Here is a 13,509-nt window from a genome sequence, read left to right as displayed (position 1 = left end):
AGAAAACAATAAAAAACAGACAAAATTAGAAAGAAAAAATAGTAGAAAGAATAAAGAGCAGGAAAATAAAATTGAAAAAATTTAAGATTACAAACTATGAGATAACTTCAGAGAAAATAAGCCAGGAACTGAGATTTGTGATGATTAGTGACTGGCATAATGTTATATTTGGAGAGAGAAACAAGCCGGTATTTGAGGCAATTCAAAAAATAAACCCGGATGCCATTTTAATTGCCGGAGATTTGGTACTTGGAAAACAGGAAGCACCGCTTTTGCCGGCATTAGAAAGTTTAAAAGAACTGATAAAGACTGCACCGGTATTTTATGCACCCGGAAATCATGAACAGCGGATGAAACGTTATCCGCAAAATTATGAAGCTTCGTTTTTGGAATACGAGACACAGATAAAAAAGCTGGGGGTTCATTATTTGGAAAACGAACAGGAGGTTCTTTTGGTTAAGGGCGAAAAAATCCAGATTCATGGTCTGAAACTGCCTTATGAGTATTATAAAAAAGGCTCAAAAAAAGCAAAAACAGGTCCAAAGGAAGAAGAATTAAAGACGCTGCTTGGAAAACCGGATGAGAACGAATTTCATATTTTATTGGCACATACACCGAGATATGCAAAAGAATATTTTAACTGGGGAGCAGATTTGACCTTGTCCGGACATTATCACGGCGGAGTTTTAAGACTTCCATTTGGCGGAAAAGGTGCATTAAGTCCGGATTTTGTGCTGTTTCCAAAATACTGTTATGGATTATTTAAAAAAGGAGAACAAAAATTGATTACGGGTTCTGGACTTGGGGAACATACGATTCCAATCCGAATCGCCAATCCGAGGGAACTTGTGGTGATTTCCTGCAAGCCAAAGAGAAAGTAGACTTTTTAAGGAAAATCATGTAAAATTGTGTGAGTTGCTTTGCAGTAAAAAGATTTTAACCAAATTAAGTAAGTCCCCTGCTTCAATTGCGAAAAGCAATAAGCAGGGGTGGGGACTTGCTTGTATCAGGAGGGGGGCAAGCCCCTTCTGATAAGCTGCGTAGCAGCTATTTGGTTATGAGCAAGTAGCGAAGCGGATTGCGAATATCCACTTGACTCTCCTAAGAGTGCATGTAAAATATTAAAATCATCGAGATAGACAAGAAAGGTGAGAAAGAATGGGAATTCCCGTAAAACTTACGGTGTTTGAAGGTCCTCTTGACCTGTTATTACACCTGATTGAGAAAAATAAAGTAAATATTTACGATATTCCAATCGTTGAAATTACCGACCAGTATATGGATTACATCCATCAGATGGAGCGGGAAGATTTAAATATTATGAGTGAATTTATGGTAATGGCGGCAACTCTGATTTCGATTAAGTGCAAAATGCTCCTTCCAAAAGAAGTGGATGAAGAGGGAGAAGAAAAAGACCCGAGAGAAGAACTGGTGCGTCAGCTTTTAGAGTATAAGATGTATAAATATATGTCCTATGAACTGCGTGATAAGATGGCAGAGGCAGCGAAAAGCATCTATAAGCTTCCATCTCTTCCAAAAGAAGTAGAGGATTATAAAGAGCCGATAGACCCACAGGAATTACTGGCAGGAATGACGCTTGCAAAACTGCATAAAATCTTTGAAGATGTGTTAAGGCGTCAGGAAAATAAGAAAGACCCGATCCGCAGCAAATTTGGAAAAATTGAGCAGGAAGAAGTCAGCCTGCCGGAAAAAATGAGTGATGTGGAACTTTATGCAAGGACACATAAGCAGTTTAGTTTTCGTGAACTTTTGGGAAAACAGGCAAGTAAATTTCAAGTGGTTGTTACATTTTTAGCAATTCTTGAACTGATGAAAACCGGAAAAATCAGAATTTATCAGGAACATATTTTTGATGATATTCAAATTGCATCGTTGATATAAGACAGGAAAAATAAATGGAATGTGTTCTCAGAAGTCGAGAATACATAGAAAAATGGGGAGAAAAAAAATGGATATTGAACATTATGAAGGCGCAATAGAGGCTCTGCTTTTTGCAATGGGAAAATCGGTCAGCCTCTCTGCGATTGCAAAAGCAATTGGGCATGATACAGAAACGACCCGCAAAATTATTGATAATATGATGCTTTCTTATAATACGGCAAAAAGAGGCATTAAGATTATTGAACTGGAAAATTCTTATCAGATGTGTACCAAAGAAGAGTATTATGATTATCTGGTGAAACTGGCATTACAGCCAAAAAAAGCAAGTCTGTCAGATGTCATGCTTGAAACTCTGTCAATTATTGCGTATAAACAGCCGGTGACAAAGTTAGAAATTGAGAAAATCCGAGGAGTAAAATGCGACCATGCAATCAATAAGTTAATTGAATACAATCTGATTCAGGAAGTAGGCAGGTTAGATGCACCGGGACGTCCGATTTTATTCGGAACAACGGAAGAATTTTTAAGAAGTTTTGGAGTACATGGAATTGAAGAGCTGCCGGAACTTGACCCGGTTCAGATAGAAGATTTTAAGGCAGAGGCAGAAGAAGAGATTCAGCTGAAACTGGATGTATAAATTTAACCAAATCAAGTAAGTCCCCTGCTTCAATTGCGAAAAGCAATAAGCAGGGGTGGGGACTTGCTTGTATCAGGAGGGGGCAAGCCCCTTCTGATAAGCTGCGTAGCAGCTATTTGGTTATGAGCAAGTAGCGAAGCGGATTGCGAATATCCACTTGACGGTTAAGGATATCTGAAATTTGACGTATGATTTTGAGATGAAACGAAAGTTTTGTGAAAAAGTTCTGATAAAAGTGGGACAGGCATATATTAATAAAAAAGTATGCAGAGAAAAATATGAAAAAAATCTTAAGCATTGCTTTCATTTTAGTATTCTTTTGGGGCAGTATTCAAAAGAATCTCCTGCCTGTCTTTGGAGCAGACAATCAGAGTCCTGGAACACTTTATTCGGAATCCGCAGTTTTGATGGATGCAGATTCGGGAAGAATTTTATATGAGAAAAACGGATATGAACAACGGCCGATGGCAAGCACAACCAAAATTATGACCTGTATTCTGGCATTAGAGAACGGGAAAGAGGAGGATATCGTCACTGCTTCTGAGTATGCTGCATCAAGACCGAAAGTTCATCTTGGGGTAAGAAAAGGAGAGCAGTTTCGCTTTGGCGACCTGCTCTATTCTCTTATGTTGGAAAGTCACAATGATACGGCGGTCATGCTTGCAGAACATTTAGAAGGTGATGTAGAGACATTTGCGGATAAAATGAATCAGAAAGCAAAAAAAATCGGATGTAGACATACTTTTTTTATTACTCCAAATGGATTAGATGCCACAAAAAAAACAGGAGAAAATGAGCGGGTTCATTCTACAACAGCGGCAGATTTAGCACGAATTATGCGTTATTGTATTAAGGAGTCTCCCCAAAAAGAAGCATTTTTAAATATTACAAGAACACAGAGCTATACGTTTTGGGATATAGAAAAAAAACGGAGTTTTTCCTGCAACAATCATAATGCATTTCTTAGCATGATGGAAGGAGCATTAAGCGGAAAAACCGGATTTACGGCAAAGGCGGGCTACTGTTATGTAGGTGCTTTAAAAAGAGAAGAGAAAACTTTGATTGTTGCGCTGCTTGCCTGTGGCTGGCCAAATAATAAAACGTATAAGTGGAAAGATACGGTCAAGCTTATGGAGTATGGTCTGAATCAATATGAACAAAAATCATTGTTAGAACAGGGAACATTTTCTCTGCCCGAAACACTTGTGGTAGAAAATGGACAGGCAGATAAAATTGGAGGAGCAGCAAGCGTTCCTCTAAAAGTAAAGACCATACAAGATAAAACTCTTTTAATGCGAAAAGGAGAATCGGTTCGAGTCATTTATGAGGGAAGGACGAAGTTATCAGCACCGGTAAAAAAGGGAAGCTGTGTGGGAAGTTTAAAGTACATTGTAGGGGACTGCGTGTATTTAAGTCGTCCGGTTTATACCGCAAAAAGTGTGAAGGCAATTGATTATAAATGGTGTCTGGAAAAGATTGCAAAGCAATGGACATTTACTTTTTCGGATAACATGATAAAATAGAAGAAAGAGAAAAATTTAAGAAGAATTAAGAAGGATGTACTCTTAGAATGGAGGAAAGAATGTCAGGAATCATAATGAATTTTTCCGGAGTCTATAAGGAACAGGAGTTTTATCGGAACAGGCAAATAAAGGAGCGTGTGGAAGCAGAACAGGTGGAAGAGACAAACTGTTACTGTACCGAAGAAGCAGAAGAAAAAATTAAAAAATTGATAGAACCTTATCCGGCAAAAGGGATTCATTTTCTGGACTCCGGAAACTATCATTACGTGACAAAATTTTGGATGGAAAAACTAACAAAACCATTTGCACTGGTTTTGTTTGACCAGCATACCGATATGCAGGAGGCAGCGTTTTTCGGACTCCTTTCCTGCGGAAGCTGGGTAAGAGCAGCACTTGAACAAAATGAGCTGTTAGAAGCAGTCTGTGTGGTTGGACCTCCACAAAAGTCAATAGAAGAGGTCTTTAAAAACAGCAAAGAAGAACCTTGGATAGACAAAGTCTGTTTTGTTTCGCAAGAAGAATTAGAAGTGCGCAGACAAACAGCTTATGACAGATTTTTAAAAGAAAATTCTATTCCGGTTTATCTTTCGATTGATAAAGATATTTTAAGAGAAGAAGATGCCTCTGCAAACTGGGATCAGGGAAAAACAAGTCTCGAAGAATTACTGGCACTTGTAAAAAACTGTTTTGAAAAACAAACCATTGCAGGTGTAGATATCTGTGGAGAAAATGCGAAAAAAGAGGGAAACTGGGAAGCGTCGGAAGTTGAAAAAAACAACAAGACAAATTTGATTCTGTTAGAAACAATCGGACAGTGGATGAAAGAACAGGAAGTGAATCGTTGAAAAGAGAAGAAGAATTAGACCAGAAATTTTTGCTAAGTGGTCAGGAAAAAGTAAAACTGGAAATTGCATTAATGCGGTATTTTGAACTGGCAAAAGATAAAAATAAGGATTTACTATCAGAAATGGAACAGACTTATCAGAATTATCTGCTTAAGCGGTTTCGTCCGGCAATGGAAACCTTATTAGAACAAAAAGAAAACAAAAAAATGAAACAGCTATTTTTGCAAAAAGAGATGAGTCAGGGGCTTTTAGAAGAGTTACTTTTGATGGCATCAAAAGCACATAATACAGAAGCATTCTTATGGCTTTTAGAACAAAAACAGGCTCTTTATGGGTTTGAAAAAGGGGATATGGAATTATGAGGCAGGCAGAAGAAATTTCTAAGGATATCTGGAAACTGGCAAAGCAGGAAATTTCTTGTGCCTGCCCGTTTTTTGCTCCTTTATTGGAAAAGATAGAAATTTTAGGGCAAAATGAAAGCAAAAATTATGGGCTGGACGGGTTTCGAATGTGGTATGAACCGTTTGAACTTTTAAATATTTACCAGGAGCAGGGAAGAAAAAAAATCAATCGTATGCTTCTGCACAGCCTGTTTCATCTTTTGTATCTGCATCTGGCAGAAAAAAAGAAGGAGGAAACACGCTGGAATCTGGCATGTGATTTAGTAGCAGAGTATACGATTGACTATTTAAAACTTCCGTATCTGACAGGAGAGATGCAGGAGCAAAGAAAAGAAATCTATCAGAACTTTTGGAAAGAGGGAGAGGGAAAAACAGCAGGACAAATTTATGAAAGTTTGAACCGATATTCAGAGACAGAGATAGAAAATTGGGAGCGGATTTTTGCATCCGACTCTCATGAACTTTGGCGCAAACTGACTGAAGAAGAAATAGAAGGATTAAAAACACAGTGGGAAAAAATTATTGCAAAGACTGGTTCAGAAGGTGGATTTAGTAAAAATAAAGCGGGCACGCAAAAGGGGACAACAAAAGAGTGGTATGAACTGCAAAAGAAGAAAAGACGGGATTATAATCGATTTTTACAGCGCTTTTCAATCAAACGCGAAGAAGTACAGGCGGATTTGGACAGCTTTGATTATATTCCGTACCATTATGGACTCTGCATGTACCGGAATATGCCGTTTATTGAGCCTTTAGAGTATACAGAAACAAAACGGCTGGAAGAACTTGTCATTGCGATTGATACCTCAAGTTCCTGCCCAAGAGAAATGGTGCAGTTTTTTTTAGAGGAGACAGCAGGGATGCTGGGAAATCAGGGGAATTTCTTTAAAAAATTTACGGTTTATCTAATCCAGTGCGACAGTTTTATTCAGGATGTAGTATTAATTACAAGTATGGAAGAGTGGAAACGATACAGCAGGAATATAAAAATTCAGGGAAGAGGCGGAACGGATTTTCGACCGGTATTTGAATACATAGAAACGTTAAAACAAAAGAAAAAATTGAAGCATCTCAAAGGATTGATTTATTTTTCAGATGGAGATGGGATTTTTCCGAATCAGGAACCGGATTATGAAACTGCGTTTGTGTTTTTAGGAGAACCAAAAGAAAACATAAAAATTCCAAAATGGGTTCTTCCTTTAAGTTTAAGCCGGACAAAATAAGATAGAATTTCAAAACCTAGAAAGGGTCTAAACATACAGAAAAAAAGAAAAGAGGAAAAAAGATGAACATTGCGCAGGCAAAAGAAGAAATTAAAAATACTGTACGGATCTACACAAGAAAAAATGAAGACGGAAGTTATAAAATAGCTCCCGTTCATCAGCGACCGGTGCTGTTGATTGGACCTCCGGGGATTGGAAAAACAGCAATTATGGAACAGGTGGCAAAGGAATGTGAGATAGGTCTTGTTGCCTATACCATTACACACCATACGAGACAAAGTGCAGTAGGACTGCCATTAATTAAAAACGAAGTATTTGGTGGAAAAGAATACGCAGTGACCGAATATACGATGAGTGAGATTATTGCATCGGTTTATCAGTGTATAGAAAAACAGAGATATAAAGAAGGAATTTTATTTATCGATGAAATTAACTGTGTCTCAGAGACGCTTGCACCAACTATGCTTCAGTTTCTTCAGTGTAAAACATTTGGTACACATAAGATTCCGGATGGCTGGGTCATTGTGGCAGCAGGAAATCCGCCACAATACAATAAATCAGTTCGAGAGTTTGATATTGTAACATTAGACCGTGTAAAACGGATTGAGGTAAAAGAAGATTATTCTGTATGGAGAAACTATGCACTCAAAAATAAAGTACATCCATCGATTATTGCTTATCTTGACTTAAAAACCGAACAATTTTATAAAATTGAAGCCACGGCAGATGGCTATGCATTTGTAACGGCAAGGGGTTGGGAAGATTTATCCAGAATTTTATGGATGTATGAAGAATCAGAACTTGAGATTACTGTAGAATTTTTATTTGAATATCTTCAGCACGAAGAAGTTGCAAGAGGTTTTTTAGGATTTTATCAGCTTTGTAAAAGGATGAAAGAAGAATATGGGCTGATGCAGATACTAGAGGGAACGATAGGTGAAGAAAAGTTAGAGAAAGAAATTTTAAAACTCAAAGAGACAGAGTTTGATGCAAGAGTTGCAATTCTGACTTTTTTGAGTGATGGAATTCATCAAAAAATAGAAAGTTATGATAAAAAAGAACAGAAAGTCCGGATTCAGTATCAGGAAGCAAAAACACTTCTGGAGCAATTAGAAAACAAAAAAGAGACAGATCGTTTTTCTGAACTGTTAGAGAGAAAAATTGAGCAGGAAAAACATGCTTTTTTGGTAAAAAAAGAGCAGGGCTTACTGACAAAGGAAGAGAAATGGGAAAAAGAACAAAAAAGAGAATGGCTGGAAGAATTAAAAAATGCGTGGAAACAGTCCGGAACGAAGAGCGGAACAGAACAAGAGCTCATTCGTGCCTGTTTTAATCAGAAAAGAGAAGCACAAAAACAGGAAAAAGAAAAAATACAGGAAATTTTAGAACGAGCTTTTGACTTTACAGGGCGTGCATTTGGAGAGGGGCAGGAAAGTGCAATGTTTGTAGAGCGGCTCTCAATGGATGAACGTATTTTAAAATTTATTCAAAAAAATGGATGTAGTGCATATCAAAAAGCCGGAGCATGCATACAAGCAGAAAAACGTGAAGAGGAACTTCAAAACGAAATCCAGAATTTGACAAATTTCTTACAAAAATAACTTGACTATTTTTATCTAATTTATTATAATACACTTAACGAGAAAAATTATCAAAACAAAAATTAAATCTGGATAAAAAAGTTGAGTTACAGGAGGAAAAAAAGAATGAATGGATGTTTTGGATGTAACACATGTGCAAGTGCAGATAAACCACTGGAGGGATTTATCAGAAACCTGCCAATGGAAACTTCTCATCATAGAGTAGAGGGACAGAGTACAAAATGTGGATTTGGACTTCAGGGAGTCTGTTGTCGGCTGTGTTCCAATGGACCTTGTAGAATTACCCCGAAAGCGCCAAGAGGAATTTGTGGTGCAACGGCGGATGTCATTGTAGCACGTAATTTCCTGCGTGCGGTTGCAAGTGGTTCCGGCTGCTATATTCATATCGTTGAAAATACTGCATTAAATGTGAAGAAAACAGCAATGGAAAAAGGAGAAATCAAAGGAGAACGTTCCCTTAAAAGACTTGCAGATGCATTTGGTGTCCAGGGAAAAGATAAATGGGAAACCGCACAGATTGTTGCCGAAAAAGTAATTGCTGATTTATATAAACCAGAATATGAAAAAATGGAGCTGGTTGAAAAATTAGCTTATGCGCCTCGTTTTAAAAGATGGCAGGAACTTGGAATTCTGCCAGGTGGGGCAAAAAGTGAAGTGTTCCATGGTGTGGTAAAATGTTCTACAAACTTAAACTCGGATCCTGTTGATATGCTGACAGACTGTTTAAAACTTGGTATTTCTACAGGATTATATGGATTGACCTTGACTAATCTTTTAAATGATGTTCTGCTTGGAGAACCGGAACTTCGCATGGCACCGGTTGGACTGCGTGTAATTGACCCAGATTATATTAATATTATGATTACCGGACATCAGCACACTATTTTTGTTGATTTACAGGAAAAACTGATTTCAAAAGAAGCAGTAGAAAAAGCAAAAGCAGTTGGTGCAAAAGGCTTTAAATTAGTGGGATGTACTTGTGTGGGACAGGATTTGCAGCTTCGTGGTTCTCACTATACAGAAGTATTTGATGGACATGCAGGAAACAACTATACCAGTGAAGCAGTCCTTGCAACCGGCGCAATTGATGCGGTAATTTCTGAGTTTAACTGTACCCTTCCGGGAATTGAACCGATTTGTGACAGTTTAAAAATTAAACAAATTTGTCTGGATGATGTGGCAAAGAAAGCAAATGCTGAATTAAAACCGTTTGTATTTGAAGAACGTGAAACACAAAGTATGGAAATCATTGATGAAATTATAGAAGCTTATAAAGAAAGAAGAGGAAACGTAGAATTTAATCTGATGCCGGAACATGGAAATGACCATACCTTGACCGGAGTCAGCGAGCTGTCTTTAAAAGATTTCCTTGGCGGAAACTGGAAACCATTAATTGATTTAATTGTAGCCGGAGAAATCAAAGGAATTGCAGGGGTAGTCGGCTGTTCCAATCTGACAGCAGGCGGACATGATGTGTTATCCGTAGAGCTGACCAAAGAACTTATCGCAAAAGATATCCTTGTCTTAACTGCTGGATGTTCTTCAGGTGGAATTGAAAACTGTGGTCTTATGACACCGGAAGCTGCAAAACTTGCAGGTCCAAAACTGCGTGCAGTCTGTGAAAAATTAAATATTCCTCCGGTATTAAATTTTGGCCCATGTCTTGCAATCGGACGCCTGGAAATTGTGGCAACAGAACTTGCAGAAGCAATCGGCGTAGATATTCCACAGCTTCCACTGGTGCTTTCTGCAGCACAGTGGTTAGAGGAACAGGCACTGGCAGATGGCTGTTTTGGACTGGCACTTGGACTTCCGCTTCATCTTGGACTTCCGCCATTTGTAACCGGAAGCAAAACCGTAACCAAAGTATTAACGGAAGATATGAAGGAACTGACCGGTGGTCAGGTGATTATCAATGCTGACGCAAAAGAAAGTGCGGATATTTTAGAAAAAATCATAGAGGAAAGAAGAAGCGCATTAAACATCTGATAAAGGAGGGAACAGAAAATGAGACGAATTATGATTGACTCAGCTAAATGCGATGGCTGTAAAAGCTGTTCTCTTGCATGTATGCAAGCACATCGAGAAACACCGGGAACAATCTATGACTTAGATGTAACAGACTGCGCAAATGAATCCCGAAATTTTATTTATAAAAATCAGAAAGGCGGATATACTCCGCTTTTCTGCCGACATTGTGATAAACCGGAGTGTGTTATGTCTTGTATGAGCGGGGCGCTTACCAAAGATGAAAAGACAGGTCATGTCCAGTATGATGAGACAAAATGTGGTTCTTGTTTTATGTGTGTAATGAACTGTCCATATGGAGTGTTAAAACCGGATGAAAAGACAGGAATGAAAATTATAAAATGTGACTTCTGCATTGGAAAAGGAGAAGACCCAAGTTGTGTAAAAGCCTGTCCAAAAGAAGCAATCTGGGTAGAGGAGGTGTAGCGGATGAAGTATGTAATTATTGGTGTTGGAGCAGCAGGGATCATGGCTGCAAAGACAATACGAAAAGCAGATAAAGAATCTTCTCTTACTATGATTTCTCTTGATACCCAGGTTCACTCAAGATGTATGCTGCATAAATATCTTTCTCATGAAAGAAATGAAAAACAGTTAAGTTTTATTTCGGAGAATTTTTTTGAAGAAAATCAGATTATCTGGAATAAAGCACAGAGCGTAAAACAGCTTCATGTAAAAGAAAAGCAGGTCGAACTTTTAGACGGAACAAGAGTTGAGTATGATAAACTTTTAATCGCAACAGGCGCAAACAGTTTTATTCCTCCGGTTGGAAATTTAAGAGAGGCAAAAAATGTCTTTGGTCTTCGACATTTAAGTGATGCACAGGCAATTGACCAATCTGCCAAAGAAGCGGAGAATATTGTTATTATCGGTTCAGGTCTGGTTGGGCTTGACGCAGCTTATGGTCTGATGGAAACAGGAAAGAATGTTTCAATTGTTGAAATGGCAGACCGGATTCTTCCGGTACAGCTTGATAAGACAGCAGCAAAAGAATATCAGAAACGTTTTGAATCTGCAGGAGCTAAGTTTTATCTTGGAAGAAAAGCAGCAGAAACAAAAATGGATGAGAACGGAAAAATTACGACGGTTATTTTGGACAATGGAGAAGAATTAAAATCGGATTTGATTATTGTGGCAGCCGGAGTGAGAAGTGCAACAGCAGGTTTTGAGACAGAGGAAATCATAGTCGACAGAGGCATGAAAGTAGATGAGTTTATGCAGACAGGAGCAAAAGATGTCTATGCAGCGGGAGATGTAACCGGACTTTCCGGAATCTGGCCAAATGCTCAGAAACAGGGAGAAACCGCAGCACTTAACATGATGGGCGGACGTGTCCCTTATACGGATCGCTTTGCCGCTAAAAACACGATTAATTTCTTTGGATTAAATTCACTTTGCGTTGGCGAAATTGTACCAAAAGAGACAGATGTGGTGATTACAAGAGAAGATGCTTCTAACTATAAAAGAGTTATCATTCGAGATGGAAAAGTAGCAGGAGTACTGCTTCAGGGAGATATTTCCCATGCAGGAATCTGGCAGTACCTGATTAAAAATCAAATTTCGGTAGCGGGTATCAAAAAAGATATTTTTGCGCTGAATTTCAGTGATTTCTATGGAATCAAAGAAAATGGAGAATATGTCTGGAATTTTTAAAAAGGGGTTGACAAAGTCCGTATTTTCTGGGTATACTTTGTTTGTCTTAAGACAGAAATTTCAGATAGAAAAAAGCAGTGAGAGGAACAAGTAGTCACCGAAGGAATCTACAGAAAGCAGCCGGAAGATGAGAGGCGCAGAAAAACATTGGAAGATGAATACATCCTTAAGCTTTGCACCGAATGGCAGAGTTGCTTAGTAGGCTGTAACGGAGTGGCACTCGTTATTGTGCTCAAGTATCGCAAAAAAGCTGTACTTATAGAGGCAGGAAATGTGAGTTTTCTGTAAATAAAGGTGGTAACACGAAAGTGATAGACTCTCGTCCTTTTTAGAAAGGATGAGAGTTTTTTTATATCAAAAAAAGGAGAAAAAACAATGAAAATCTATGAAGAATTAGTTGCCAGAGGTTTAATTGCTCAGGTAACAGATGAAGAAGAAATCAGAGAACTGGTAAACAATGGAAAGGCAACATTTTACATTGGATTTGACCCGACCGCAGACAGTCTTCATGTTGGACATTTCATGGCATTGTGTCTGATGAAACGTCTGCAGATGGCAGGAAACAAACCGATTGCCTTAATCGGAGGCGGTACCGGTATGGTTGGAGATCCATCCGGTCGTACGGATATGCGTCAGATGCTGACAGAAGAAACGATTCAGCATAACTGTGATTGTTTTAAGAAACAGATGAGTCGTTTTATTGACTTCTCAGATGACAAAGCAATGATGGTAAATAATGCAGATTGGCTGATGAAATTGAATTATGTTGAAGTATTACGAGAAGTTGGTTCTTGTTTTTCTGTCAATAATATGCTGCGTGCAGAATGCTACAAACAGCGTATGGAGAAAGGATTAAGCTTTCTGGAATTTAACTACATGATTATGCAGAGTTACGACTTTTACATGTTATACCAGAAATACGGATGTAACATGCAGTTTGGCGGAAATGACCAGTGGAGCAATATGCTTGGCGGTACGGAACTGATTCGTCGTAAATTAAATAAAAATGCCTATGCAATGACCATTAATCTGCTCTTAAACTCCGAAGGAAAGAAAATGGGAAAAACGCAGTCCGGAGCTGTATGGCTTGATCCGAATAAGACTTCTCCGTTTGATTTCTATCAGTACTGGAGAAATGTAAGTGATGCTGATGTATTAAAATGCCTGCGTATGCTTACATTCCTGCCGTTAGAACAGATTGACGAAATGGATAAATGGGAAGGAAGCCAGTTAAATCAGGCAAAAGAAATTTTAGCTTATGAACTGACCGGACTTGTACACGGAGAAGAAGAGGCAAAGAAAGCGCAGGAAGGTGCAAGGGCATTATTCTCTAAAGGAAATGCAACAGATATGCCGACAACAGAAATCGAAGAGGCAGATTTGACAGAAGGAGAAGTGGACTTAATTACGTTGCTTCAGAAGAGTAATCTTGCGTCTACCCGTTCTGACGGCAGACGTGCCATCGAACAGGGTGGGGTTTCCATTGATGGTGAAAAAGTAACGGACATCAAATTTATGGTTGTAAAGGAAAACTTGGAAGGCGACGGTATTGTTATCAAAAGAGGTAAGAAGAAATTTGCAAAAGTAATTTTAAAGTAAGATAAAAGTAAGATACAAAAGCAACTATATTTGTCTTTTTTTCAGAAAGAAGAAAGGCAAAAATGGTTGCTTTTTACTGTATGGTGTGATAGTCTGA

General features: G+C 38.4%; 12 protein-coding genes. All 12 read left to right on the top strand.

Annotated elements, in window-relative coordinates:
• The first annotated feature begins 71 nt into the window (after nucleotides 1-71).
• The gene (locus ACYQ2D_RS02985) at nucleotides 72-881 is read left to right on the top strand and encodes a metallophosphoesterase (RefSeq protein WP_022303027.1); all 810 of its coding nucleotides are present in this window, start codon (nucleotides 72-74) and stop codon (nucleotides 879-881) included.
• Nucleotides 882-1,158: 277 nt separating this feature from the next.
• Nucleotides 1,159-1,902, top strand: coding sequence for a segregation and condensation protein A (locus ACYQ2D_RS02980; protein WP_187558018.1), 744 nt, complete (start codon nucleotides 1,159-1,161; stop codon nucleotides 1,900-1,902).
• 67 nt (nucleotides 1,903-1,969) lie between these two features.
• Nucleotides 1,970-2,539 carry an SMC-Scp complex subunit ScpB gene (scpB, locus tag ACYQ2D_RS02975; RefSeq protein ID WP_022303029.1) on the top strand — a complete coding sequence of 190 codons (570 nt, stop codon included), beginning with the start codon at nucleotides 1,970-1,972 and terminating at the stop codon, nucleotides 2,537-2,539.
• A 278-nt stretch (nucleotides 2,540-2,817) separates the two neighbouring features.
• A complete protein-coding gene (locus tag ACYQ2D_RS02970) occupies nucleotides 2,818-4,062 on the top strand; it encodes a D-alanyl-D-alanine carboxypeptidase family protein (protein WP_459784594.1) in 1,245 nt (414 codons plus the stop codon).
• A gap of 59 nt (nucleotides 4,063-4,121) precedes the next feature.
• A complete protein-coding gene (locus ACYQ2D_RS02965) occupies nucleotides 4,122-4,907 on the top strand; it encodes an arginase family protein (RefSeq protein ID WP_459784593.1) in 786 nt (261 codons plus the stop codon).
• Nucleotides 4,904-5,269, top strand: coding sequence for a hypothetical protein (locus ACYQ2D_RS02960; RefSeq protein ID WP_459784592.1), 366 nt, complete (start codon nucleotides 4,904-4,906; stop codon nucleotides 5,267-5,269). Before ACYQ2D_RS02965 ends, ACYQ2D_RS02960 begins: the two co-directional genes overlap by 4 nt.
• Nucleotides 5,266-6,531, top strand: coding sequence for a vWA domain-containing protein (locus ACYQ2D_RS02955; RefSeq protein WP_459784591.1), 1,266 nt, complete (start codon nucleotides 5,266-5,268; stop codon nucleotides 6,529-6,531). Before ACYQ2D_RS02960 ends, ACYQ2D_RS02955 begins: the two co-directional genes overlap by 4 nt.
• Nucleotides 6,532-6,593: 62 nt before the next feature.
• On the top strand, nucleotides 6,594-8,132 hold the full coding sequence (locus tag ACYQ2D_RS02950; protein WP_459784590.1) for an ATP-binding protein: 1,539 nt from the start codon (nucleotides 6,594-6,596) through the stop codon (nucleotides 8,130-8,132).
• A gap of 105 nt (nucleotides 8,133-8,237) precedes the next feature.
• Nucleotides 8,238-10,121 carry an anaerobic carbon-monoxide dehydrogenase catalytic subunit gene (gene cooS / locus ACYQ2D_RS02945; RefSeq protein ID WP_459784588.1) on the top strand — a complete coding sequence of 628 codons (1,884 nt, stop codon included), beginning with the start codon at nucleotides 8,238-8,240 and terminating at the stop codon, nucleotides 10,119-10,121.
• 18 nt (nucleotides 10,122-10,139) lie between these two features.
• Nucleotides 10,140-10,586 (top strand): 4Fe-4S dicluster domain-containing protein, encoded by a 447-nt coding sequence (locus ACYQ2D_RS02940; RefSeq protein ID WP_022303036.1) that lies wholly within the window; start codon nucleotides 10,140-10,142, stop codon nucleotides 10,584-10,586.
• A gap of 3 nt (nucleotides 10,587-10,589) precedes the next feature.
• Nucleotides 10,590-11,813 carry an NAD(P)/FAD-dependent oxidoreductase gene (locus ACYQ2D_RS02935; RefSeq protein WP_459784586.1) on the top strand — a complete coding sequence of 408 codons (1,224 nt, stop codon included), beginning with the start codon at nucleotides 10,590-10,592 and terminating at the stop codon, nucleotides 11,811-11,813.
• A 375-nt stretch (nucleotides 11,814-12,188) separates the two neighbouring features.
• Nucleotides 12,189-13,412 carry a tyrosine--tRNA ligase gene (gene tyrS / locus ACYQ2D_RS02930; protein ID WP_459784584.1) on the top strand — a complete coding sequence of 408 codons (1,224 nt, stop codon included), beginning with the start codon at nucleotides 12,189-12,191 and terminating at the stop codon, nucleotides 13,410-13,412.
• The last annotated feature ends 97 nt before the right edge of the window (nucleotides 13,413-13,509 follow it).

Source organism: Blautia stercoris (genome assembly GCF_054657695.1).
This window is presented reverse-complemented; position numbering and strand designations above follow the sequence as displayed.